At 70.8% G+C, this 22255-nt stretch carries 24 protein-coding genes; 8 read left to right on the top strand and 16 right to left on the bottom strand.

Features of this window, described 5'->3' with window-relative positions; all coding sequences use genetic code 11:
• Nucleotides 1–8: 8 nt before the first annotated feature.
• The 4 genes from HS104_32175 to HS104_32160 are packed head-to-tail and all read right to left on the bottom strand — an operon-like array spanning nucleotide 9 to nucleotide 3047.
• On the bottom strand, nucleotides 9–749 hold the full coding sequence (locus HS104_32175; protein ID MBE7484612.1) for a ribonuclease Z: 741 nt from the start codon (nucleotides 747–749) through the stop codon (nucleotides 9–11).
• Nucleotides 746–1234, bottom strand: a complete 489-nt coding sequence (gene coaD, locus HS104_32170; protein ID MBE7484611.1) for a pantetheine-phosphate adenylyltransferase — start codon at nucleotides 1232–1234, stop codon at nucleotides 746–748. The genes HS104_32175 and coaD overlap by 4 nt, the downstream gene beginning before the upstream one ends.
• Complete coding sequence (locus HS104_32165) at nucleotides 1231–2436, bottom strand: MFS transporter (GenBank protein ID MBE7484610.1); 1206 nt, start codon at nucleotides 2434–2436, stop codon at nucleotides 1231–1233. Before HS104_32165 ends, coaD begins: the two co-directional genes overlap by 4 nt.
• Nucleotides 2433–3047 (bottom strand): TetR family transcriptional regulator, encoded by a 615-nt coding sequence (locus HS104_32160; protein ID MBE7484609.1) that lies wholly within the window; start codon nucleotides 3045–3047, stop codon nucleotides 2433–2435. The genes HS104_32165 and HS104_32160 overlap by 4 nt, the downstream gene beginning before the upstream one ends.
• Nucleotides 3048–3273: 226 nt before the next feature.
• On the opposite strand from HS104_32160, the gene HS104_32155 reads away from it, so the two are divergent.
• Nucleotides 3274–4224 carry a hypothetical protein gene (locus HS104_32155; protein MBE7484608.1) on the top strand — a complete coding sequence of 317 codons (951 nt, stop codon included), beginning with the start codon at nucleotides 3274–3276 and terminating at the stop codon, nucleotides 4222–4224.
• Nucleotides 4225–4293: 69 nt separating this feature from the next.
• Nucleotides 4294–5046: a hypothetical protein gene (locus HS104_32150; protein MBE7484607.1), complete on the top strand. Its 753-nt coding sequence runs from the start codon at nucleotides 4294–4296 to the stop codon at nucleotides 5044–5046.
• Nucleotides 5047–5050: 4 nt separating this feature from the next.
• Here the strand turns inward: HS104_32150 and egtD are convergent, their stop codons facing one another.
• Genes egtD through HS104_32135 form a run of 3 tightly spaced genes read right to left on the bottom strand, consistent with a single transcriptional unit; the run spans nucleotide 5051 to nucleotide 7978 of the window.
• Complete coding sequence (gene egtD, locus HS104_32145; protein MBE7484606.1) at nucleotides 5051–6010, bottom strand: L-histidine N(alpha)-methyltransferase; 960 nt, start codon at nucleotides 6008–6010, stop codon at nucleotides 5051–5053.
• A gap of 7 nt (nucleotides 6011–6017) precedes the next feature.
• The gene (locus HS104_32140) at nucleotides 6018–7265 is read right to left on the bottom strand and encodes an ergothioneine biosynthesis protein EgtB (protein ID MBE7484605.1); all 1248 of its coding nucleotides are present in this window, start codon (nucleotides 7263–7265) and stop codon (nucleotides 6018–6020) included.
• Entirely contained in the window at nucleotides 7262–7978 is a 717-nt protein-coding gene (locus HS104_32135) for a glutathione S-transferase (protein MBE7484604.1), read from the bottom strand. The genes HS104_32140 and HS104_32135 overlap by 4 nt, the downstream gene beginning before the upstream one ends.
• Before the next feature lie 153 nt (nucleotides 7979–8131).
• Between HS104_32135 and HS104_32130 the strand changes: the two genes are divergently transcribed.
• Both HS104_32130 and HS104_32125 read left to right on the top strand, forming a co-directional pair.
• Nucleotides 8132–8662, top strand: coding sequence for a sigma-70 family RNA polymerase sigma factor (locus tag HS104_32130; GenBank protein ID MBE7484603.1), 531 nt, complete (start codon nucleotides 8132–8134; stop codon nucleotides 8660–8662).
• The gene (locus HS104_32125) at nucleotides 8659–10530 is read left to right on the top strand and encodes a VWA domain-containing protein (GenBank protein ID MBE7484602.1); all 1872 of its coding nucleotides are present in this window, start codon (nucleotides 8659–8661) and stop codon (nucleotides 10528–10530) included. The genes HS104_32130 and HS104_32125 overlap by 4 nt, the downstream gene beginning before the upstream one ends.
• A 2-nt stretch (nucleotides 10531–10532) precedes the next feature.
• Here HS104_32125 and HS104_32120 read toward each other — a convergent pair whose 3' ends face one another.
• The 4 genes from HS104_32120 to HS104_32105 form a co-directional block, all read right to left on the bottom strand.
• Nucleotides 10533–11285: a hypothetical protein gene (locus tag HS104_32120; protein MBE7484601.1), complete on the bottom strand. Its 753-nt coding sequence runs from the start codon at nucleotides 11283–11285 to the stop codon at nucleotides 10533–10535.
• 38 nt (nucleotides 11286–11323) lie between these two features.
• Nucleotides 11324–12592: a VWA domain-containing protein gene (locus HS104_32115; GenBank protein MBE7484600.1), complete on the bottom strand. Its 1269-nt coding sequence runs from the start codon at nucleotides 12590–12592 to the stop codon at nucleotides 11324–11326.
• 36 nt (nucleotides 12593–12628) lie between these two features.
• Nucleotides 12629–13432 (bottom strand): hypothetical protein, encoded by an 804-nt coding sequence (locus HS104_32110; GenBank protein MBE7484599.1) that lies wholly within the window; start codon nucleotides 13430–13432, stop codon nucleotides 12629–12631.
• A 256-nt stretch (nucleotides 13433–13688) separates the two neighbouring features.
• Entirely contained in the window at nucleotides 13689–14060 is a 372-nt protein-coding gene (locus HS104_32105; GenBank protein MBE7484598.1) for a hypothetical protein, read from the bottom strand.
• 62 nt (nucleotides 14061–14122) lie between these two features.
• On the opposite strand from HS104_32105, the gene HS104_32100 reads away from it, so the two are divergent.
• On the top strand, nucleotides 14123–15988 hold the full coding sequence (locus HS104_32100; GenBank protein ID MBE7484597.1) for an IgGFc-binding protein: 1866 nt from the start codon (nucleotides 14123–14125) through the stop codon (nucleotides 15986–15988).
• A gap of 9 nt (nucleotides 15989–15997) precedes the next feature.
• Here the strand turns inward: HS104_32100 and HS104_32095 are convergent, their stop codons facing one another.
• Nucleotides 15998–16780, bottom strand: coding sequence for a hypothetical protein (locus tag HS104_32095; GenBank protein ID MBE7484596.1), 783 nt, complete (start codon nucleotides 16778–16780; stop codon nucleotides 15998–16000).
• A 24-nt stretch (nucleotides 16781–16804) separates the two neighbouring features.
• Between HS104_32095 and HS104_32090 the strand changes: the two genes are divergently transcribed.
• Nucleotides 16805–17041: a hypothetical protein gene (locus tag HS104_32090; protein MBE7484595.1), complete on the top strand. Its 237-nt coding sequence runs from the start codon at nucleotides 16805–16807 to the stop codon at nucleotides 17039–17041.
• Nucleotides 17042–17333: 292 nt separating this feature from the next.
• Here HS104_32090 and HS104_32085 read toward each other — a convergent pair whose 3' ends face one another.
• Both HS104_32085 and HS104_32080 read right to left on the bottom strand, forming a co-directional pair.
• A complete protein-coding gene (locus HS104_32085) occupies nucleotides 17334–17978 on the bottom strand; it encodes a DUF2071 domain-containing protein (protein ID MBE7484594.1) in 645 nt (214 codons plus the stop codon).
• Nucleotide 17979: 1 nt separating this feature from the next.
• Complete coding sequence (locus tag HS104_32080; protein MBE7484593.1) at nucleotides 17980–18339, bottom strand: hypothetical protein; 360 nt, start codon at nucleotides 18337–18339, stop codon at nucleotides 17980–17982.
• Nucleotides 18340–18450: 111 nt separating this feature from the next.
• On the opposite strand from HS104_32080, the gene HS104_32075 reads away from it, so the two are divergent.
• Nucleotides 18451–18924, top strand: a complete 474-nt coding sequence (locus tag HS104_32075; GenBank protein ID MBE7484592.1) for a hypothetical protein — start codon at nucleotides 18451–18453, stop codon at nucleotides 18922–18924.
• 158 nt (nucleotides 18925–19082) lie between these two features.
• On the top strand, nucleotides 19083–19724 hold the full coding sequence (locus HS104_32070) for a hypothetical protein (GenBank protein ID MBE7484591.1): 642 nt from the start codon (nucleotides 19083–19085) through the stop codon (nucleotides 19722–19724).
• Between the two features lie 146 nt (nucleotides 19725–19870).
• Here HS104_32070 and HS104_32065 read toward each other — a convergent pair whose 3' ends face one another.
• Together HS104_32065 and HS104_32060 are read right to left on the bottom strand one after the other, a co-directional pair.
• Nucleotides 19871–20506, bottom strand: coding sequence for a CPBP family intramembrane metalloprotease (locus HS104_32065; protein MBE7484590.1), 636 nt, complete (start codon nucleotides 20504–20506; stop codon nucleotides 19871–19873).
• 83 nt (nucleotides 20507–20589) lie between these two features.
• The gene (locus HS104_32060) at nucleotides 20590–22050 is read right to left on the bottom strand and encodes a serine/threonine protein kinase (GenBank protein ID MBE7484589.1); all 1461 of its coding nucleotides are present in this window, start codon (nucleotides 22048–22050) and stop codon (nucleotides 20590–20592) included.
• Nucleotides 22051–22255 lie beyond the last annotated feature (205 nt).

Genomic DNA, 22255 nt, shown 5'->3' with positions numbered 1-22255 from the left:
TTGCCGGGTCACACGCTGACGCGCACGCCTTGCTCGAGCGGGACGATCACCGACGCGGCACGGTCGAAGTCGTCCGGGTAGTGGATCAGACGCATCTTGGCGCGGAGCTCCGCCGGCAGTCGCGCGAGCTCCGCGTAGGGCGTGTGAACGCCGTGGTTCGTCTCGTGCACGACCAGATCGGCGCGCGCGAGCCAGGCGACCAGCTCGGGGTCGAAGGACGTGTCGGCGCTGATGCCCAGGCTCCGCCCTGCCGCCGTGATGCGGAGCGCGGTGGTGGGGACGTGATGGCGCGTCGCGCGGCACTCGATGCGGAACGGCCCGAGCGCGAGCGGGCGCTCGAAATCCAGGGATTGGAGCTCGAAGTAGTCGTCGAGGCCCATGTCCCGCGGGCTCTCGGCGTCCGCGTCGAGCAGCGCCTCCATGCCAGCGGCCAGGTGCCCCTCCCAGAGCCGCGCGCGCACGCTCGGGTGCAGCACCAGGCGAGCGCGCCGGCCGAGCACGAAGCGCGAGAAGTAGCCGAAGCCCTCGAGCCCGGAGGCGTGATCGGCGTGTAGGTGCGTGAGCACGACGGCCGACACGTCTCCGACGTCCACGCTGCCCGAGGTCGCCTCGCAGAGGAGCTTCCGGATCGGGTGCGGGCAGTCCACCAGGATGCGCTCCCCGCTCGCCTCGACCAGCAGGCAGGACGAGTACCAGCGCGCGCTGAATGCGTCGCCGACGCCGAGCGGCACGAAGGAGAGCTCGCTCACCGCGCGCTCCCGCCGAGCCGCCGCTCGAGCTCCGCCAGCACCTCTCGGGAGCAGTGCCGGCTCAGATCCTCGCCGCGCCGAGCCAGCTCTTTGAGCGCGCTCGACGAGACCTGAGACAGCGCCGGCTCCGCCGGGATCAGCACGGTCTGGAGCTCCGGTGCGAGCGCCATGTTGACGCGCGCGAGCTCGGTCTCGGGAGCAGCGTCCGGAGCACCCCTGAGCCCTCGCACCAAGAAGCTCGCCCCGATGGCGCGCGCGTAGTCCACCACGAGCCCAGAAGTAGCATCCACCGAGACGTTGGGCATCGCTCCGAGCATCTGGCGCGCGAGCGCTACGCGCTCCGCTTCGCTGAACAGCGCCTGCTTGTCGGGGTTCACGGCGATCAGCACCCGGAGGTGGGAGAACAGCTTGGCCGCCCGGCGTACCACCGAGGCGTGCCCGAGGGTGATCGGGTCGAAGCTACCTGCGTAGATCGCAATCGTCATCGCTCCTCCTCGCTCGGGCGCAGCACGCTCGCCGCGACGACCACCCCGCCGAGCGCGGCGAGGCCGGCGACGACGAAGTGCCAGAAGTAGCCCACCGCCTGGGCCAGGTAGCCGGACAAGGCGCTCGCGGCGCCGGTGGCGAGCACCACTGCGGAGGCCTGGAAGGTGTAGTCCGTGCCCTCGCGCCCGGGACGCGCTCGGTCCATCATCAGCGTGAACAACGCAGCCGTGGCCATGCCGCCGGTGAAGTGCTCCAGCGTGGCCACCGCCGTGATCAGACCGAGCGCGCTTCGGCTCGACGCCGGCAACGCGTAGAGCGCCACGGCCAGCGCTTGCACCAACCCGAAGCCGAGCAGCGCGCGGCGCCGTCCCAAGCGCCCGACCGCCCAGCCGCCGGCCAGCGCGCCGAGCAGGCCCGACGTGAAGCCGAGCGTCCCGAGCAACCAACCGATGTCGTCGAGGCCCAAGCCGGAGTCCACCAAGAACGGCCTGAGCATGCCGGTCCCGAGCGCGTCGCCGGTCTTGTACGCGAGGAGCACGCCGAGCCATGGTCCGAAGTGCTTGCCGAGCGCGAGCCACGCCGACCAGCGGAGCTCCGGGCGCGTGGCAGCCGCCGCCTTTGGCCAGCGCTCGCGGTGCGCCAGGATGGGCAGCGTCGCGAGCACGAGCAAGCCTGACATGACGAAGAACGCAGCGCGCCAGCCGAGCCGCGCGAACGCCAGGAGGAGCGCGCCGCCGCCCACGATCATGCCCACCCGATAGCCAGCCACCTGCACGCCGTTGCCGAGGCCGCGCTCCTGAGGCGACAAGAGCTCCACCGCCAGGCCGTCGGTCGCGACGTCCTGCGTGGCGGCAACCAGGTTCGTGAGCAGCACCCCGGCCAGGAGCCAGGCCAGGGCGCGCTGCGAGTCGGCGAAGGCGAGCGAGAGCGAGAGCAGCGCGGCGGCGAGCTGAAGGGGAACGATCCAGCTCTTGCGCCGCCCGAGCCCGCGGAAGCGCGCGTGGTCGACCAGCGGCGCCCACGCGAACTTGAGCGCCCACGGCAGCGCCAGGAGCGAGGACAGCCCGATCGCCGGCAGGCTCAGCCCGCGCTCCCGCAACAGGACGGGCAGCGCCTGGGTGAAAAAGCCGAAGGGGAGGCCCTGGGAGAAGTAGAGCGACGCCAGGAGGCCGAGCTTGGCGAGTGTGCTCCCCGCGCTCATCGGCGGGGCCCCTTCTTCGCACCGGCCACCAAGCTCTCAGCGATCCGACGCAGCATCGGCGACGCGAACCCGCTGGGCGTGGCCTGCGCCACGACCGAAAGCCGGTACGCGCCCTCGACGGCGGAGAGCAGCGCAGCCGCGATCGACGGAGCAGCCCGGGGATCGCGGCCCTCTTCGAGCAGCGTCTCGCGCACCAGACCCCCGAGCTCCGCGAGCTTGGAGCTGACCGCTCGCTCGTACGCGGCCCGCACCTCGGCGTCGCGCACGGCCTCGGCGCCGATGACCACCCAGCAGGCGACGGCGTCCGGATCTCGGTCGCGGCCCAGGGCCACGTGCGCGTCGAGGTACGAGCGGAGCCGCCCCCACGCGTCTCTCGACTTGCCGCGGCGGGCCAACCAGCGCGCGCCGACCCGACGCTCGAGCTCGTCGATGGCTGCGAGCAGGATCTCGCGCTTGTTCTCGAAGTGGTAGTGGACCAGCCCGGGGGCGAGGCCTGCCTCCGCCGCCACCTGCGCGACGGAGGCGCCGTCGTAGCCCGTCCGGGCCATCACGCGGATCAGCGATGCGACGATCTGGCTCTTTCTCTCGGCGGTGTTCGAGGGGCGGGCCATTGTAAGTTGGTTGACCAACCAAATAATAGCGAGGCTCAGAAGGCTGTCAACCCCGGGCGCCTCATGGGCGAGCCACGCGCGCGCGGCCCGGCTCCGAAGTACGAGGTGCGGTTCACCGCCCTGGTCTTGGTCGCGGCGCTGCTTCGCTGCTCGCTCCCCTCTGGCCCGCTCGTTCCGTGAAGGGATCCGTGGGGAACCGGCGTCGGCTACGCTTGTCCATGACCCCATGCGCGCGCCCTGGATCATCGCCCTGGTCGCGGCGGCCTGCGCCGGCCCCGAGCGGCCGCGCCAGACCGAGCCCGGTCCCAGCGCGACCCCTGCTCCTTCGCCGAGCGGACCGTCGGCGTTCGAGCGCCTGTACTTCCCGGCGGACGACGCGCTGTTCGAGAAGAAGAGGCCCGCGCGCCCGGGCGAGTGGCTCGACCGTTTCAAGGAGCCCGGTCAGAGCTTCTTGCGCTACCAGTCGAGCCGCCCCGTCCGCCCCAGCGCGGAACGGAACGCGCTGGTGCTGCAACCGCTGGGCAAGTTCGACGCCAGGCAGAGCGCTCTGCTCGGCAAGATGCGCGAGGTGATGGCCGCGTTCTTCGGCTTGCCCGTCGAGCTGCGCGCGGCGTTGCCGCTGCCCAAGAAGGGACAGCGCACGAAGACCGAGGGCACCCGCAGCTGGACGCAGCACTACACTCGCGTGCTGCTCGACGAGGTCCTCGAGCCGCGGGTGCCGAAGAACGCCGTCGTCTACGTCGGCGTCACGGTCGAGGACCTGTACCCGGATCCGACCTGGAACTTCGTGTTCGGGCAGGCCACGCTGGAACAGCGCGTCGGCGTCTACTCGCTGGCGCGCTTCTTCCCGGAGTTTTGGGGTGAGCCGGAGAGACCCGGGCGCGAGGCCCGCACCTTCGAGAAGAGCGCGCAGATCCTGGTGCACGAGACCGCTCACGCCTTCTCGCTCGAGCACTGCACGGACTACGAGTGTGTGATGAACGGTTCCAACTCGCTGGAGGAGCTCAACGGCCAGTTCGGCGAGCTGTGCCCGGTGTGCCTGCGCAAGCTCGCCTGGAACATCGGCTTCGACCCCGAGGCACGCTACGCGAAGCTCCGCGATCTCTACCGGCGAGAGGGCGCCGAGGATCTGGCCAAGTGGTTGGATCGACGGCTCACCCAGCTCGAGGGACGATGAAAATCGCACGGCGCTGTAGGGTCCACGCCCAGGCGCCCGTCTGACGGGAGGACAGGAGACCCGCCTCAGATGAAATCCTCCACGATCCGCTTCACTTTGCTCGCAGCGCTGGCCCTGACCGCCTGCTCCGGCTCACCCGATCAGACCAAGCCCGAGACGTCCCAGGGCGCCGCCGCGGCGGCCCAGAACGACACCAAGGCGGTCCAGAAGGCGGGCCCGGATGCGGCGAAGTTCATCGAACGCTTCGACGCCAACAAGGACGGCGTGCTCGAGGTGAGCGAGCTGCCCGGGCGCTTGCAGCGCTGGCTCGCCAAGGCGGACGCGAATCAGGACGGGAAGCTGAGCGGCGAAGAGCTCAGCGCGCACGCCGAAGCGATGAAGAAGGAGCACTTCGCGCGCCTGGACACCGACAAGGACGGCGCCCTCACCGAGAGCGAAGTCGGCGACCGCCGCTGGCGCCGGCTGGGTCAGGCCGACGAGAACAAGGACGGCAAGGTCACGCCGGCCGAGATCGACAAGGCGCTCAGTTCGGCCAAGCCCGGCTTCTTCGGCAAGGGTGGATTCGGCCCCGGACCGGGGAAGGGCGGAAAACGCGGCATGGGCGGCAAAGGCGGGCGCATGTTCCAGATGGACCAGAACCAGGACGGCGCGCTGAGCGCGGACGAGGTCGGCGCCGAGCGCTGGGCCCACATCGCGGTAGCGGACGCCGACAAGGACGGCAAGGTGACCAAGGACGAGCTCCGGACCGCCAAGGAGAGCGGGAAGATCGCCCCGATGAAGCGCAAGCCGGCGTTCGAGGACGACGAGCCGGGCGAGGAGTGAGGGGTCAGAGCGGCTGGGCGCGAGCCAGGTGAACCGAGAACAGGCTCGCGTCGTCGCTGAAGGTCTTCTCGCGGGCGAAGCCCGAGCGCTGGAACAAGGTGTCCACCCTAGGTGTGTCGTACTTGATGCTGGACTCGGTGTGGATGCGCTCTCCCTGGGCGAAGCGCACGGTCATCCCCAGCCCGTCGATGCGGACCTCCTGCTCGAGCTGGCTCTCCAGGTGCATCTCGATGCGCGAGGCGGCTTCGTTCCACAGCGCGACGTGACGGAACCGTTCGAGCTGGAAATCGGCGTCGAGCTCGCGGTTGATGCGGCGGAGGACGTTCTTGTTGAACGCCGCCGTCACTCCCCGGGCGTCGTCGTAGGCCGGCAGCAGACGCTTCGGGCTCTTCTTCAGATCGGTCCCGAGCAAGAGCGCGTCACCGGGCTCGAGCCCGCGCCGCACGGCCCGGAGGAGCCTCACCGCGTCGTCGTCCTCGAAGTTGCCGATCGAGCTGCCGATGAACAGCACGAGCCGCCGCGGACCGAGGCGCGCGATGGTCTCGACGGCCTGCTCGTGCCGACCCACGAAGGGCACGACGCGGATCTCGGGCAACTCCGCCTCGAGCCGGGCCTTGGCGCAGGCCAGCGCGCTCGGCGAGACGTCCACCGGCAGATAGAGCGACGCCCCCTGCGCGGCGACCGCCGCGGCGAGGATGAGCCGGGTCTTCTGCGCCGAGCCGGCGCCGAGCTCGACGACGTGCAAGGGGTGCGACACGCCGACCGAGGCGAGCGCGACGATCTCCCTGGCGTGTCGCTCGAGGATCGCTCGCTCGGTTCGCGTCGGGTAGTACTCCTCGAGCTCGGTGATGAGCTCGTACAGCCGTGAGCCCTCTTCGTCGTAGAACAAGTGCGGCGGCAGCGACTTCCGAGGGGCCGAGAGGCCCCGTCGCACTTCCTCCGCCAGCCGTGCGTCTCGTTCCATCCGCGACCTATCCGAGCGAACGAGCGACGCGCGCGCCGCTCATCTGGAAAGAAGTGCCGGGGTGCCAGAAGTTTCGGTAAGTGGCGCGCACGTGCCCAGCGGGCGTGAAGCAGGAGCCGCCGCGCAGCACCAGCTGGCTCACCATGAACTTCCCGTTGTACTCGCCGACGGCGCCGGCGGCAGGGCGAAATCCGGGGTACGGCGCGTAGGCGGAGGAGGTCCATTGCCACACGTCGCCGAACAGCGCGCCGCCGGGCAGGGGCCGGAGCGCGCCGCTCTCGCGGAAGTTGCCGAGGGCCGGGTCCGAGCGCGCCGCGGCGTGCTCCCACTCGAGCTCCGTGGGCAGCCGTCCGCCCAAGAAACGCGCGAGCGCGTCGGCTTCGTAGTAGCTCAGGTGACACGCGGGCTCGTCGTCGAGCGCCTCGCGCTCGCCGTCCACGCCGAACACCACGGCGCGCGCGCCGTCGAGGCGGAAGTTGGCGGGCGCCTCGCGACCCTGGGCCCGCGCGTGCTCGAAGCCCTCCGCGAGCCAGAGCGCGGGGTCGCGGTAACCACCAGCCTCGATGAAGGCGCGCACCTCCGCCACGCTGATCGGACGCGAGGCCAGGTAGAACGGCTCGAGGAACACGCGATGACGCGGGCCTTCGTTGTCGAAATGGAAGCCCGAGCCGGGCGCGGCGCCGATCTGCACGAGGCCGCCGGGGTGCTCCACGAACGCGAGGGGCTCCGCCGGCTTCGGCTCGAGCCGCGGGCGATCCGCCGGCGCGCGCAGCGCCGGCAGGAGCGGGCTCAGGGAGAAGGCGTGGAGGATGTCGGTGAGGATCAGCTCTTGGTGCTGCTCCTCGTGGGCGAGGCCGAGCTCCAGGAGCGGGCGCAGCCGCTCGAGCGCCGGCTCGTCGGCGCTCTGGATGAGCTCGCGCATGCGCCCGTCCACCGCGCGCCGGTAGGCGGCGACCTCGTCGCAGCTCGGGCGAGACAGCACGCCTCGGCGCGGGCGCGCGTGCCTCGGTCCCACGGCGTCGTAGTACGAGTTGAAGAGGAAGCGGTAGCTCGGATGAACCGGCTCGCGACCGGCGGGCGTGAGCAGGAACTCCTCGAAGAACCAGCTGGTGTGGGCGCGGTGCCACTTGGTGGGGCTCGCGTCGGGCATCGACTGGAGCTGCTGGTCCTCGGGCGAGAGCGGCGCGGCGAGCGCCTCGGTGGCGGCCCGCACGGCCAGGAAGCGCGCCGAGAGCGCCTCGCGCGACCCGCTCACGGAGCCTCCGGAACCAAGTCCAGCTCGGCGTAGCGCCGAAACAGCCCGCGCTCGTTGAAGGGCAGGCGGCGCGGGCTCGCGAGGTACTCGCGGATGCGCGGACGCGACGCCACGCGATCGTGGACGCGGACGACTCCGGGGTATCGAGGCTCCGCCGCCGCCATGGCGCGCGGGAAAGCGTAGCGAAGCCCGGCCACTACCTGGAACAGGGACAGGTCCACGTAGCCGTGCTCGCTGCCGAGCAGGGTGTCTCTCCCAGCCAGCGTGCGCTCGAACCACCCCAGGAACTTCGGCAGGCGGTGGCGCAGGAACTCCTCGGTGCGCCGCAGCGCCTCCGACTTCTGGTCTTCGTAGTAGAGGGCGCTGCTGATGGGGTGATGGGTGTCGTGGATCTCGGCGATGAAGTCGGCGACCGTGAGCTGGAGCTGGTGCGCGCGATGCCGGCCCGCCTCGTCGGCGGGCGCGAGCCCGAGCCGCGGGCCCAGGTACATCAAGATGTTCGCGGCGTGCGAGAGCAGAAGCCCGTCGTGCTTCAGGATGGGCGGAGCGAAGGGCGGGCTCGGCTCGGCCTCGAGCAGGGCGAGCAGGGCCTGCACACCGCCGTGCGCTTCGCTGCGCGCGACGTCGAGGTATTCGGCGCCCGCGTCCTCGAGCGCGAGCCGAATCAGCTCGCCGCGTCCTTGGATCCCCGGCCAGTAGTAGAGCTCGTACACGCCTCACCTCCTCCTCGGTGACTCTCTCATGTGGGGCAGCCCGACCCAAAGCCCCAGGGCGCCCGAGGAAAGCCTCGCATTTCCAGGTACTTTCGCCGGCCGGAGATTTTCTTCTAAGAAATCTCCCCCGGCCACGTTGTCCATCCGAAGGCAATGCAAGAAGCAGCGGCGCACTGGGTGATGGAAGCCCTGTCTCGGTACGAGGCTCAGCTGCTCCGCTACGCGACGACGTTGGTCGGAAGATCCCTCGCGGCGGACGTGGTCCAAGACACCTTTCTCGAGCTTTGCAGAGCGAAGCGCGAGCAGGTGGAGGGACACCTCGCCGCGTGGTTGTTCACGGTGTGCAAGCACCGCGCGCTCGACGTCGGCAAGAGAGAGCGACGCCTTCGCAGCCTGGAGGAGGCGGACGTGGACGAGATGCCGGACAGTGGACCAGTCAGCAAGTTGGAGCGCAGGGAAGCCGCGAGCCGAGTCAGCGCGGCGCTCGCGGCTTTGCCCGCGCGCGAACGGGAGGCGCTGTTGCTGAAGCTCGACGGTGGGCTCAGCTACAAGGAGATCGCGGAGGTGATGGGGCTCACGCCGAGCAACGTGGGGTTCATCCTGCACGGTGCCCTGAAGCGTTTGCAGCGCGAGATCATGGGCGAAGCCGGAGTGCCGGTGCGCACCGCTGGGAGGACGTCATGAACGAGACACACGCAGACACCCGCGTCACCGCCTACGCTCTGGGCGAGCTCGATGCCGCCGAGCGCGCAGCCTTCGAGGCGGAGCTCGCCGAGTCGGCCGAGCTGCGCGAGGAGCTCCTGGGCATCGAGAGCACGCTCAGCGCGCTGCGCGAGGAGCTCGGCAGGAAACCGAAGGCCACGCTCGACGAGCCGCGCCGCGAGCGCATCCGGCAGGAGCTGACCTCGCCGAAGCCGCGGGCGAAGACCCGGCTGCGCGCCGTCGTCTTCACCGCCGTCACCGCCACGGCGATGGCAGCCGGCGCGCTCTTCTTCGTCAAGACCCAGGACCGGAGCCCCGTCGCGTCCCACGTGGACCGCATCTCCGAGAAGCACAAGTCGGACATGCCTGCGTCACCGCCCGCCCTGGCGTCGGCGGCGTCGCCGGGCCAGGGCATGGTGGACGAGGAGCGCAAGGTCGAAGGCCGCCGCTTCCAGCGGGAAGCCTACGACTCGTTCCAGGACAACCCCTTCATCCGCGTCGCCACCGATCCGCGCTCCACGTTCTCCGTGGACGTGGACACTGCCTCCTACGCGCTGATCCGCCGTCACCTGAACGACGGGCAGCTCCCGCCCAAGGGCGCGGTGCGCATCGAGGAGATGATCAACTACTTCAGCTACGCCTACCCGGAGCCCGAGGGCGATCGTCCCTTCTCGGTGTCGAGCGAGGTCGGCGCGGCGCCCTGGGCGCCTCAGCACCGGCTGCTCAAGCTGGGGCTCAAGGGCAAACACGTGGCGCCGGCGGACGTCCCCGGCACCAACTTGGTGTTCTTGATCGACACCTCCGGATCCATGAGCGACGAGAACAAGCTGCCGCTGCTCAAGCGCGCCTTCGAGCTCCTGGTGCAGCAGCTGGACGCCGTCGATCGCGTGTCCATCGTCGCCTACGCGGGCTCCGCGGGCATGGTGCTCGGGCCCACGCCCGGCAACGACAAGCGGGCGATCCTGGGCGCGCTCGAGCGGCTGGACGCCGGCGGCTCGACCAACGGCGGCCAGGGCATCGAGCTCGCTTACAAGCTGGCGAGCGAGGGCTTCGTGAAGGGCGGCGTGAACCGCGTCATCCTGGCCACCGACGGCGACTTCAACGTGGGCGTGACCAACCAGAGCGATCTGGTCGAGCTGGTGGAGGACAAGGCCAAGAGCGGCGTGTTCCTCAGCGTGCTCGGCTTTGGCTCCGGCAACTACAACGACTCGACGATGGAGAAGCTGGCCGACAAGGGCAACGGCAACTACGCCTACGTCGACACGCTGAACGAAGCCAAGAAGGTGCTGGTCGAGCAGGCCACGGGCACGCTCCTGACCATCGCCAAGGACGTGAAGATCCAGATCGAGTTCAACCCCAGCGAGGTCTCGGCGTTCCGGCTGATCGGCTACGAGAACCGCGTGCTCTCGCACCAGGATTTCAACGACGACAGGAAGGACGCCGGGGAGATCGGCGCCGACCACAGTGTCACGGCGCTCTACGAGATCGTGCCGGCCGGGCGCGGCCTCGCGATCCCAGGGACCGATCCGCTCAAGTACCAGACCCCCGGCGCGCCCACGGGCGCCGCCGTGAAGGGCGAGCTCGGCACGGTGAAGCTGCGCTACAAGCTGCCGGACGCGAGCGAGAGCCAGCTCCTCGAGGTGGTGGTGCGCGAGAGCGGGGTCGCCGAGTCGAACGACTTCCGCTTCGCGGCGGCCGTCGCCCAGCTCGGTATGTTGCTCCGCGACTCGCCCTACAGGGGGAGCTCCAGCTACTCGGAGGTGGTGCGGCTGGCGAGCTCCGGCGAGCTCGACGAGCGCCGTCGCGAGCTCCTTGATCTGGCGCGCAAGGCCGAGCAGCTGCGGCGCTGACGCTACTGGCAATACGAAGGCTTGATCAGCCACCAGCCGCGGCGCGCGCCCGGGTTCCACACCACCTTCGGGCCGCCGTAGTTGCAGATGTGGTAGCCGTACCACTTGCCCGCGCAGCCGGTGTTGCTGACGGCGATCTCGTCGGTGTCGCCGGCGGCGTGCTGACCAGCGCAGTAACCCTTGGCGCGCAGCTCCTTGGTCACGGCGGCGAACCAGGCCTGACAGATCTCGTGGGCGTTCGTGCCCGGGTACCCCGTGATGGGGCAGTCGCTCATCACGCCGCAGCCGGTGAGCGACGCCATCACGCTGTTCACCGCGGCGTCCACCGACGGGTCGGTGTCGGTGTAGCTAGTCGCGGCGCAGGTGAAGTCCGGGTCGGGGACGCCCTGGGGGAACTCGCAGGGACCGCCGCTGCCGCCGCTGCCCGGCGTGCACCCAGGCGCGACGCCGCCGCTCCCGCCGGAGACGCTGCCACCGCTGCCACCGCTGCCGCCGCTGCCGCTGCTACCGCCGCCGGTGCCACCGCTGGTCGTCGTGCCGGCGGCCCCCCCGCTGGCGCCACCGGCTCCGCTGCTGCCGCCCTGCGCAGCGCCGCCGGTCCCACCGGGCCAGCTCGAGCCGGAGCCGCCGCTGCCGCCTACGGCGCCCGTTCCGGCCAGGCCGGCGTCGGGACCCGCCACGCCCGACTGTTCGTCGCCGCAACCCGCGCCGAAGACGAAGGCAACCAGTGCGGCTACGAAGACGGAGCGAGTCATCGCCGTGAAGTATGGACCATTTTCGGGACGAGGGGGGCTCACTCCACGATGGGCCCGGGACAGCCGTAGACCACGTCGACGTCCTTCACCGTCCCGCCCTTGAGCTGGGTACACGCCGTGCCGTTGAAGCTGAGCTTCTTGGTCACCGGATCGTAGCTCCAGCCGTTCGCGCTGTCCTTGGGCACGCCGGCGGGGTCGTCGTTGAAGTAGACGTAGATGCCGTTGGCATCGGCTGGGGCGTTGTCGAGCAAGTAGTCGCAGCTCGCGACCGCGTCGGCGACCTTGTTGAAAGCGTTGTCGAGCTCCGTCTGGTTCGTCGCCGGAACCGACTGCGCGGTGCCGCCGGAGGCGGCGATCGCGTCCACGGACGCCGGGTTCACGCCCAGGCCGATGACGTAGGTCTTCACCGAGGGCGCCTGCCCGAGGAGCTGCGCGGCGCCGCAAGGTCCGTCGCAGGAACCCTTGCACTCGTTGCTCTCGGCGCCGTCGGTCAGCAGGATGACCACGTTCGAGCGGGTGGGATCCTGCAACGACGCCTGACCCACCAGGGCCACCAGGCTCTTGCCCGTGCTGGTCTCGGGATCGCCGCTGTCGCACAGGTACTGGATCTTTCCGCCGGAGGTGCCCTGCCCGTTGGAGCTGCCCTGGTCGATGGTGTTGCCGAGGAAGGTGTTGATGGCGGTGGCGTTCTTGTCCGCGATGGGGACCACGATGCTGCCCGCCGAGCAACCTCCGGAAGCGCACGAGGAGTACGTCGCCAAGCCGAAGCGCAGCTTGTCGTCGAACTTGGTCGTGACCTGAGCGATGGCCTTCTTGGCCACGTTCCAGCGGCTGTCACCGCCCGCGTCGCCTTCCATGCTCCCGCTGCGGTCGAGCAGGATCATCACGTTCGGCGCGAGCTGGGTGATGGTGAACTCGCTCTTGCCGCAGCCCGAGCCGATCTCGCACTTCTTGGTGCCGGCGTTGCAGACCTGACCGCTGGCGCAGTCGCCGTCTTGCTCGCAGCTCCCCGGGTCCAGGCACTTCTTCGAGCTCTCGCCGCACAGCTTCGGCGCGCTGCAGTCGCCGTCGGCGCCACACGACCCGTCGCCCACGCAGTAGCCCGCCACGCTGCAGTATTGTCCGGCGCTACAGTCCTTTGCGCCCGCGCAGGGCTTCCCCGTGCTGGCGCCGGAGCCGCCGAAGCCGCCGCTCCCGCCGTTGCCGACGCCGCCCTTGCCGCCCTCCGCCACGCCGCCGTCGTCGCTCGAGGAGCAGGAGAGGACGCTGAGCGGGATCATCGCCAGGAACGCCAGTACCGAGCGCATGGAAGCCTCCGCGAGAGATGATAGCGCGAACCGAGCTCAGGGCAGGCTGGACTTCTGGAACAGCTCCCACATGCGGTCGTTCGCGCTGACGTCGGTGCTCGACTGACCGAAGGGACAGATGGACTGCCCCGGCCAGCAGTGGCCCATGCCGTCGATGGTGCAGAGCGTCACCTCGACCCCGGCGGGGCAGCCTTCGTAGGTCTCGCAGTGCGCCGCGCCGTTCTTGAAGCTCTCCTTGGGCGAGCCGCTGCAACCGTTACGCGAGGCCCAGCCCGCGAAGGTGTCGGGCACGCTCGCGGAGGAGCCGAGGCTGCCGCCGTCGTAGGCGACCAGACTGTCCGCTGTGCCGTGAAAGTGAACGACCGGCATCGGACGCGACGGCTTGCAGTCGCCCGCCGGGATGCCCAGCACGCCGGCCACGGGCGCGATGGCCGCGAAGCGATTCGCGAGCTCGCAGCCCAGCCGGTGGGACAGGTAGCCGCCGTTCGACATGCCCGTGGCGTACACGCGGCGCTCATCGACGCAGGACTTCGCGAACACGTCGTCGAGCACGGCCCCCACGAAGCCGACGTCGTCCCGCGCGGTGTCGCCGAAGGCGCAGCACAGTCCGGCGTTCCACGAGGTCAGCCCGGTGCCCGGGTTCTGGAGGCCCTGCGGGTAGACCAGCAGAAACCCCGCGGAGTCCGCCTTGGCGTTCATGGCCGAGAACGCTGCCTGCTGCCCCGCGTTCGAGGTGTAGCCGTGGAAGTTCAGCACCAGCGGCAAGGGCGCCTTGCCGTCGTAGCCCGGCGGGACGTGCAGCTGGTACTCGCGCTCGACTCCGCCGTGCGTGAGCTTCAGCGTGCTGTCACCGGGCGCGAGACCTCCGCCGCTGCAGCCCGGCGAGGGCTTCGCTGCGCTCGGCGTACCGCCGGAGCCGCTCGAGCCACCCGCGCCCGCGGCGCCCGCGGCGCCCGCGGCGGCTCCGCTCCCCGCAGCGCCGCCGGTGCTGGCCGCTCCGCCGCTGCCATCGCTCGAGTCGTCGCCACCGCAGGCGGGCGCGAGCAGCGCCAGCCCGAACCAACCGCCAGGAGCGCCCCATGCGCCGGAGGATAGCTCATCCGCCGAGCCGTGCGCGAAGCTCCGCCGCTTCCTTACCGAGCTCGTTGGGCTTGGCGTGCTCGAGCAGCGCGAGCGCCCGCGCCCTGAGCCGCTGGGCCTGGCCCGAATTCCCCCGGGCTTCGAGCAGCAGGGCTCGGTGCTCGAGCAGGAGCGCGGCCAGCACCACCTTGTCCCCTCCCCCGATCACCAGCGCCGCCGAGCGCGCATCGAAGAGCTCGATGCCCCGCGGCAGGGCCAGAGCCTGCTCGGCCTCCGCGAGCTCCGCCTCCGCCTGCTCGAGCTTCGACTCCTTGGCGAGCCTCGCGACACGGGCCAGCGCCTCGGCGAGCTGCTGGATCAGCCGACCGATGTAGTCCTGACGAAGCACGGCTCGCCTGGTCTTGCCCCTGCGGCGTTCCGCCGGCTAGGCAAAAGGCGTAGCCTCGGCGCATGCGGGCTCGACGACTTTCGGGTGTGTTGGGGATCGGTGCGGCATTCGTCCTGGCAGGCGCCTGCGGCAGCGACTCCGAAGGGACGACGCCGGGCAAGGACGCCGGCCTGGGCGGCGGCGGCAGCGGGGGCAGCGGGGGCGGCGGCGCCGGCGACTCCGGCGGCGACGGGCCGGTCATCATCATCGACGGCGGGGACTCCGGAACCCTCGGTTGCAGCGCGGACCTGCGCTCCGTCGTGGATGAAAGCGGTGACATCGTCGAGACCTGCCCGGCGGATCAGGGTTGCTCCGGCGGCAAGTGCGTCGAGGCCTGCGCCGCGGCGGCGGCGAGCCACGGCAACCTGGGCTGCAAGTTCCTGGTGCCGACTCCCCTGGCCTACTACACGACCAAGCCGCCCTGCTTCGCGCTCGCGCTCGCCAACGCCTGGCCGAAGCCGGCGAAGCTGACGGTGACGCGCTCCGGGACTACGTTCGACGTCACCAGCTTCGCGCGCATCCCCGTGGACGGACAGCCGCCGGCGAGCTGGACGCCGGTGCCCGCGACGGGCATCCCCGCCGATCAGGTGGCGGTGCTGTTCCTGTCGGCCGATCCGACGTCCATCTTCCCGGAGAACAACGTGCCGATGAAGTGCCCCGTGCCGACGGCCGTCGCCGCGTCCACCATGCTGGACGGAACCGGCACGGAGGCCGCGTTCCAGGTCGGCTCCGACGTGCCGGTGAGCGCGTACGACGTGTTGCCGTTCGGCGGCGCGCAGTCGCACTTCCCGAGCGCAGAGCTGTTGTTCCCGACCTCGGCCTGGGGGGTCAACTACGTGGTGCTCGGCACGCCCCCTGGCACGCACAGCCCAGCCGGTCCGGTGTGGCTCCAGATCCTCGCCGAACAGGACGGGACCAAGGTCGATCTGTTGCCGGCGGTCGATCTGCCGGCGGGCGGCTCGGTGGGCGCGATCGCCAAGAACACCACAGGGAGCGTCACGCTGTCGGCCGGCCAATACGTGCAGTGGGAGCTGCCCCAAGGCACCGCCGACGTCTCGGGCTCCATCGTGCTCGCCGACAAACCCGTCGCGGTCTTCACCGGGAACCGCTTCTACCGCCAGCAGCCGACTCCCGGCCCCGGCGGCGAGTCCACCCATCAGCAGATTTCGGCGGTGTCGGCCCTCGGCCGCGAGTACGTCGGCGCGCCGTTCGCCACCCGCCGCCAGGACGGCGTCCCCGAGCCCATCCGCTACCGCTTCGTCGGCGTCGTGGACGGCACCACCCTCAGCTTCGATCCGGCGCTGAGCGGAGCGCCCACCTCCTTGGCCCGAGGTCAGGTCGCGGACTTCCTGGCGTCGGAGCCCTTCCGGGTCACGAGCCAGGACGCGGACCACCCGTTCGCCGCAGCACAAATGATGGACACCGCCAACGTGCCGAGCGGCAGCGTGCCCGGCGGCTCCGCAGCCTACTGCTCGGCCTTCAACCTGCCGACCACGCTCGGTGACGAAGAGATCGTCATGATGCTGCCGCCGACGCAGTTCCTGTCGAAGTACGTGTTCTTCACCGATCCCACCTACTTCACCACGCACCTGGTGATAGCCCGCAAGAAGGGCCCGAAGGGCTTCGCCGACGTGAAGGTGGACTGCCTCGGCGCGGTGAGCGGCTGGAAACCCGTGGGCACGAGCGGGGAGTACGAGCTCACCACCGTCGATCTGGTGCGGGGCGGAGTCGGCGTGGGCACCTGCACCAACGGACGCCACGTCGCGGACAGCGCGGCGCCGTTCGGCATGACGGTGTGGGGGCTGGACTGCTACTCGTCGTACGCCTACCCGGCGGGAGGGAACGCCGCGGTGCTGACCACCGTCAAGGTCCCCCCCGTGCCGAAGTGAGCGGCGCGACTAAGGCTTCGCCTTCGTCGTCGGCGTGGTCGGCGCGCCGGAGGTGAGCCAGGTCCAGTTGTCGAGCAGCGTCGTCGAGTCGTAGACGCCGTCCCCGGAGTCGTAGACGGTGAAGCGCATGGTCACCGTCGAGCCGCCGGTCACCGGCACGGTGGTAACGAGCCAGCCCGTGGCGCCGTGATCTTCGCCGTTGGCGGTGTCCTTGCCGAAGCCGGTGCCCAGGAGCAGGCTCCCACCCTGCGCGCAAGAGTAGCTCTTGCTGCCGGCAGTGCATGGCGGACCGCCCGTGCACGAGCACACGTCGAGCAGCGCGGAGTTCACGCTGATCAGGTTGCCCGCAGAGTCGTACACCACGTTCGCGTCGGTGAGGCCGCTGGGCACCGGCGACATCAGCGCCAGGAAGAAGTCGTTGTACTGGCTGCACACGTAGGTCGGCCACTCGTAGGTGTAGAAGTTCGAGTCGAAAGAGAACGCGACAGCGTTCGTCGGGACGCGGACCTCGACCTCGAGCGCGACGCCGTCGTTGGGCGCGCCCGTGGTGACGTTCGGACAGGCCGGCGACTCCTTGGGGAAGCCGGTGGGGCTCCCGGAGGTGTAACCCTTGGAGAAACCCGAGGGAGCCTGGTAGCCGGGGTCCGACGGCTGGCGCGCCGTCCCGCTGGACAGGCCGAGCAGGCGCTTGCCGTTCTGGACCTTGCCGTTGGTCCCGAATGCGCTCCGTGCCCCAGGTGGTAGTTGGTCTCGTTCGCGGTCGCGACGGCGGTCCCGTCGGGCAGCACCCACTTCGCGCTCACCAGGCCCCAGTCCTTGGCGCCGGTCGCGGCCTTGCAGAGCTCGATGCTCTTGGCCACGGTGACCGGATCCTTCTCGTCGAGCGCGACGGCGTCGTCGCAGGTCGCCGGCACGTCGTCCACGGTGCCGTTGCAGTCGTCGTCCTTCGCCGTCTCGCCGCTCGGCGTCGCGACCTCGATCGCGCCGGGGTTCACCTTGGCGTCGCAGTCGTTGCAGTCCCCGTCGGCGACCGTGAAGCCGTCTTTGTCCTGATCGTCGTTCGGGCCGCTGTTGCACGCCGGGGCGCCACCCGTGCCGCCGCCGCCGACCGCGCCGCTGCCGGCTGCGCCGCCCGCGCCGCCGGCGCCGCCCGTGGCGCTGCCAGCGACGCCGGCACTGCCGCCGCTGCCGCCGCCGACGCCCGTGCCGCCGGTGCCGCTGCCCGCGGCGCCGCCGATTCCCGGAAGACCGGTGCCGGTGTCACCCCCGCCGCACGCGACCAACAGACCCAGACCCAGTGAGCACACCGCTCCCAACCCGAGAAGCCCCGACTTACCCATGGGACCTACCGTAGCACACTGGTTAGATCCGTCGCGCGCCCGCAGCGATGCCCGCGGCCCCGCAACCAGAGGGCGACCGGATCCCAGTCGACGGCCCCGAGAGTCTGCTGGCTCAGCGTATCGGCGCGAACCTCGAGCGCCCGGCAGCGGGACTCGGGTGCCGGAACCTCCGCCCAGGGCACGCGCCACAGCCGACCGCCGCTCGCGACGAGCAGAGGTCGCGTTCCCGGTGACTCGAGCTCTGCCGTCGCCGGATCCCCGAGCTCGATCGCCAGCACGGCGTCGGCCGCGCGCACGGAGAAGCCGTCGTCGGCCAGGCCGAGGCTCGCCTCGCGCACCGGATAGCGGATCAGCGCGCGTCCCGTCAGCCGGACTGGTGCCGAGTCCAGATCGCACGCCACGGCGAGCCAGGCGAGCTCTCCTCGGTGCTGCACGGCCAGACGCCACAGCGCCTCCGAGTAGTCGAGCCCGGGCCCGGGCAAGCCGCGCAGGCGGAGCCCGCGCATGCGGAACACCGTGAGCGCGACGCGCGCTCTGCCCGCGACGAGCGCGGGCTCGAGCTCGGGCGGAAGGCGGGCGCGCGCGTCATGCTCCGCGACGCTCCCGCCGAGCTCGAAGCTCAGCTCTTCGGTGCCGCGGAGTAGCAGCATGTCAGCGACACACCTGCTCGAGCTCGCGCAGCATGTCGCCGCAAGCCGAGGGGAGCGCCGGCGCCTCGTCGCTCGACTTCAGGTACACGAGCCGCGCACGCTCCGCGCGGTACGCGCGCCGATTCCCCGCCGCGATCTCGCCCGCGAGCTTCGGCTCGCAGTCGCGATAGAGCGCCAGGTACTCGTCGCAGTCGCGGATCCCCAAGGGCTCCTCCGCCGGCGCCGCCCGCTCGGCCGGCGGCGCGGACGGCTCGGTCGCCGGCTCGGCGGACGCCGGCGCTACCACGACCGGCTGCGGAGCCGGTGCAGGCGCGCTCGCGCACGCATGCAGGAGCAGGGCCAGTACGAGAGCGCGCGCCATTGCGGCAGGCTAGCCGACTCCCGGCTTGCCGAGCGACACGCTTCGGCGAACAATCCGGGTGCGATGGGTGGCTTGGCTCGGGTACTTGGGCTTGGGTGTCTGTTTTGTCTCGTGACCGCCTGCGGCGGCAGCGAGTTTTCCGAGAGCGGCGCGACCGGCGGCAGTGACGCGGGCACCGGCGCGACTGGCGGCGGCGGCGGCGGCAGCGGCGGCGGCGCGACTGGCGGCGCGGGCGCGGCCGGCGGCCAGAGTGGCAGCGGCGGCGGCGCCGATGCCGCCCCACCCAACAACTGCACCAGCGAGCTCTTCGGCAAGGACTGTCAGGACCCACTGGTCACGACCGGCGACGCGACCTGCGACCAGTGCGGGCGCGCCAACTGCTGCAACCAGACCAACGCCTGTCTCGCCAACGAGACCTGCGCGCAGCAGCTGCGCTGCTATCTCGAAAACTGCCTGAACCAGAGCGCGTTCAACTGCGTCCCCGGCACGTGTCCTACCTGCCTGGGCGCCACCGGAACCTTCATCGGCGTGTCGTCCTGCCTGCAGACCAACTGCACGTCCGTATGCCCGATGTTGATCCCCTGATTCGCCTTGACGCGGGCTCGCCGGCTGGACAGCGTCCCGCCGCCATGACCTCGAGCGAAGAGCCGCGTGTCGTCGCATGGCCGAGCGCCGAGCCCGGCGACCGCGACCGGCTGCTCGCCGACGTGGAGCGACACTTCGCGCTGCGCGCACCCGGCTTCCTGAGCTGGGACGAGTGCCACGACTGGACGAACGCGGTGTACCGCGCTCGCGAGCACTGGACGCCCGCCTTCGACGGCGAGCAGTACTCGCTCGGGCGCGCCTGGTACACCCACCTGGAGGAAGACCTCTCGGAGGACTACTTCGCGAACGCCCGAGCGTCGGACCGCCTGGTCGAGGCGACGCTCCCGGGTATGCAACGCCGCATGATCGAGGCCGTCGCGGCCCTGACCGGCGGCCGGGCGGCGCAGCGCGCCGAGTGGTGCGGACCGGGGGTCCACGTGTTCCCCAACGGAGAGGTCGTCGCGCGGCGCGGGGGCGTCGTGCACTTCGATACCGAGGGCCTGACCGATGAGCACATCCGAGGGCGGAAGCCCGCGCTGTCGCTCCTGGTGATGCTTCAGGCGCCGCAGCGCGGCGGCGGCATCGCGCTCTGGGACGTGCGCTACTCCGGCGCCGACGAAGCGACGGAAGCGGAGCTCGAGATGCCGAGCACCATCGTCGAATACGGCGTGGGGGAGCTGTGCGTCTTCGACAGCTACCGATTGCACCAGATCCAGCCCTTTGGCGGCCGCCGCGACCGCATCAGCGTCACCGCGCACGCCGCCGAGGTCGAGCCAGGGAGCTGGGAGGTCTGGTTCTGAGTCAGGGTGTCGGCAGCGACCGGCTGTGATCGAAGGGCCGCGGGCGGCTCGGGGCGCCTTCATCGGCCAGGTCGGGCGGGCGCTGGCGGGCCTCCGGGCGGTCGGCGTGCCGATCTTCGGTGTCGACTCCGAGGCGGTCAGGGCGCTCAGGTGAACCCGACGAGCTGCCAGAACAGAAAGTGCGCGAACGCGGGCGCGACCAGCGAGCGATCGCGCCCGCGGAGCAGCCCCAAGACCACGCCGGAGACGGCCTTCGAGGCGAGGTGCCCGAGCGGGAGTCCCATCGGGAAGTGGTAGAGGCCGAACAGCAGCGCGCCCACCAGCAGGCCTGCCGGAAAGCCCAGGCGCGCCACCAAGCCGGGCTGAAGGTAGCCGCGGAAGACCGTCTCTTCCGTTCCAGCCGCCAAGACGCCGATCAACAGGATCTGCGCGCGTTGCCCCGGTGAGAAGCCGCGGATCGTGGCCAGCGTCTCGCCGACGCCTAGCCTGCCGGCGAGCACGGCCGGTCCGAGCACACAGACGATCAAGAGCAGCGCGCCCAGCGCTCCCAGGGCGACGTCTCTGCCCAGGTCGTGGAAGCGCCAGCCCACGTCCGCGGGCTTCAGCCGCCCGATCAGCAACAGGCCGACGCCCACCACCAGCCCGAGGCCCCACACCCCCTGCGCCGCCGTCATCAGCAGCGCCGCGCTGCTGCCGTCGAACACGCGGTCGGGCGTCAGCCCGAGCGCCGGACCGATCAGCGCGAAGCCCACGAAGAAGTGCGTGATGATCGCGAAGGACACGACGACGGCGTGCGTCAGTTGAGCACCGCTTCCGAGCGGCCAGCGCCCGGCCCTCGGCGAGGTCCGAGATGGGTCTGCTTCGGTCATCGGCGCTCCATGGAGCGGAAGCGCGCGCCGATCCCGAGGGAGGCCCCCGTCGCGGCCCCCGCCGCCGGCTCGGGCGCCACGCGCCTCAGCAAACTCCAGATCACGAGCTCGAAGGCCGTGACGATGCTGGCGGTCACGAGCGCTCCGCTCGTCTCGTAGACGCCCGACAAGAGGATCGCCGAGCTCGGCGTCTCGGCTGCGGCTGCGGCGTTCAGCGTGATCGAGAGCCCGGTGAACGTTCCGGCGAGGCCGAGCATGAAGCTCGCTCCCGCGAGTGCGAGGAGCAGCGGGCTCAAGCAGTAACGGCCCCGCGTCCGCCACTCGGTCAGTGCGAGCAAGAGGAAGGCCGCGGCCAGGAACAGCACGATGAGCGCGCCGAGGCCCTGCTCGCGCAAGGTGGGTGTGAACGCCCAGAGTTGCGCCGAACCGGCGAGCATGCCCAGGAGCGCCGCGACTGCGCCTGCCCAGGCGAGCGCCGCCAGGACTCGGGAAGGCCTGGAAAGCACCGCACCCGCCAGGAACGCCTCGAGCGCGTCAGCCAGCTCGGCCGCCGAGCCGTAGCGGTCGTCGGGCAGCCGAGCCATCGCCTTTTCGATGATGGCGCGGAGCGCCGCGGGAGCCTCCGGCGCGAGCTGCTCCAACGGTTCGAAATCGGCCTCGGCAGCCCGGGCGACGACCGCCGCCACGCTCGGTCCCGCGTAAGGCGGTCGGCCGGCGACGACATGATAGAGCAAAGCACCGAGGGCGAAGACGTCGGTCCGTTCGTCGATCCGGTCCGTCTGCCCCGAGGCCTGCTCCGGCGAGAGGTAGGCCGGCGTGCCAACGATGGCGCCCTCGCGCGTGCTCTCCGAGGCGACGGGGTGAGACTCGGGGATCACGCCGCTCGACGCCCCGCCGTCGACACCGCGGACTTTGGCGATCCCCCAGTCCAAGAGCACCACCTCTCCGTGGGGTGCGAGCATGATGTTGTCGGGCTTCACGTCGCGATGGACGACGCCGCGCTCGTGGGCGAAGCCGAGCGTGTGGGCAACCTGCACGACCGGAGGCAGGAGCTTGAGGCGCTCGCGCAGCGTCTTGCGCTCCCCCAGGACCTCCGAGAAAGGGCGTCCGCGCACGTGGCGCATGGCGTAGTAGGGCACTCCCGCACGGCTGCCTCGCTCGTAGACGGCCGGGATGCCCGGGTGCTCGAGGTTCCCCGTGACCAAGGCCTCCACGACGAAGCGCCGCACGTGCCCGACATCCGTCACGTCGCGCGCCAGCTCCTTGACGGCGACGTGTCGGCCGAACTGTCCGTCCTTCGCCTCGAGCACGCGCCCCATGCCTCCGCGGCCGATCTCGCGCAGCAGCTCGAAGCGCTCGACCCCGTGCGCTGGCGGCGCCGGGGCCTCGCCCGAGCTGGTGCCCGCGATGGCGCCGATGGTCGATGCGAAGGCCTCGGTGTTCGCCGCTGACTTCATGAGTGCCCGAGACTAGCTGGCGAATCCCAGCATTGCAGCTCTCTCGCGGCGGCCGCACGCTCGATCGCCAGCCTGAGCCTCGACCCCCGCGTACCGCGCAATTCGTGCGACGCGCACCGGACCCGGAGCATTCTCGTCGCCGACGTGCAGCTCTGACGGCTCCGGCCTCGCAAGCCGCAGGCATCAAGACGAAGGCGAGGAGCTC

Source organism: Polyangiaceae bacterium (assembly GCA_015075635.1).
Lineage (GTDB): Bacteria > Myxococcota_A > Polyangia > Polyangiales > Polyangiaceae > JADJKB01.
This window is presented reverse-complemented; position numbering and strand designations above follow the sequence as displayed.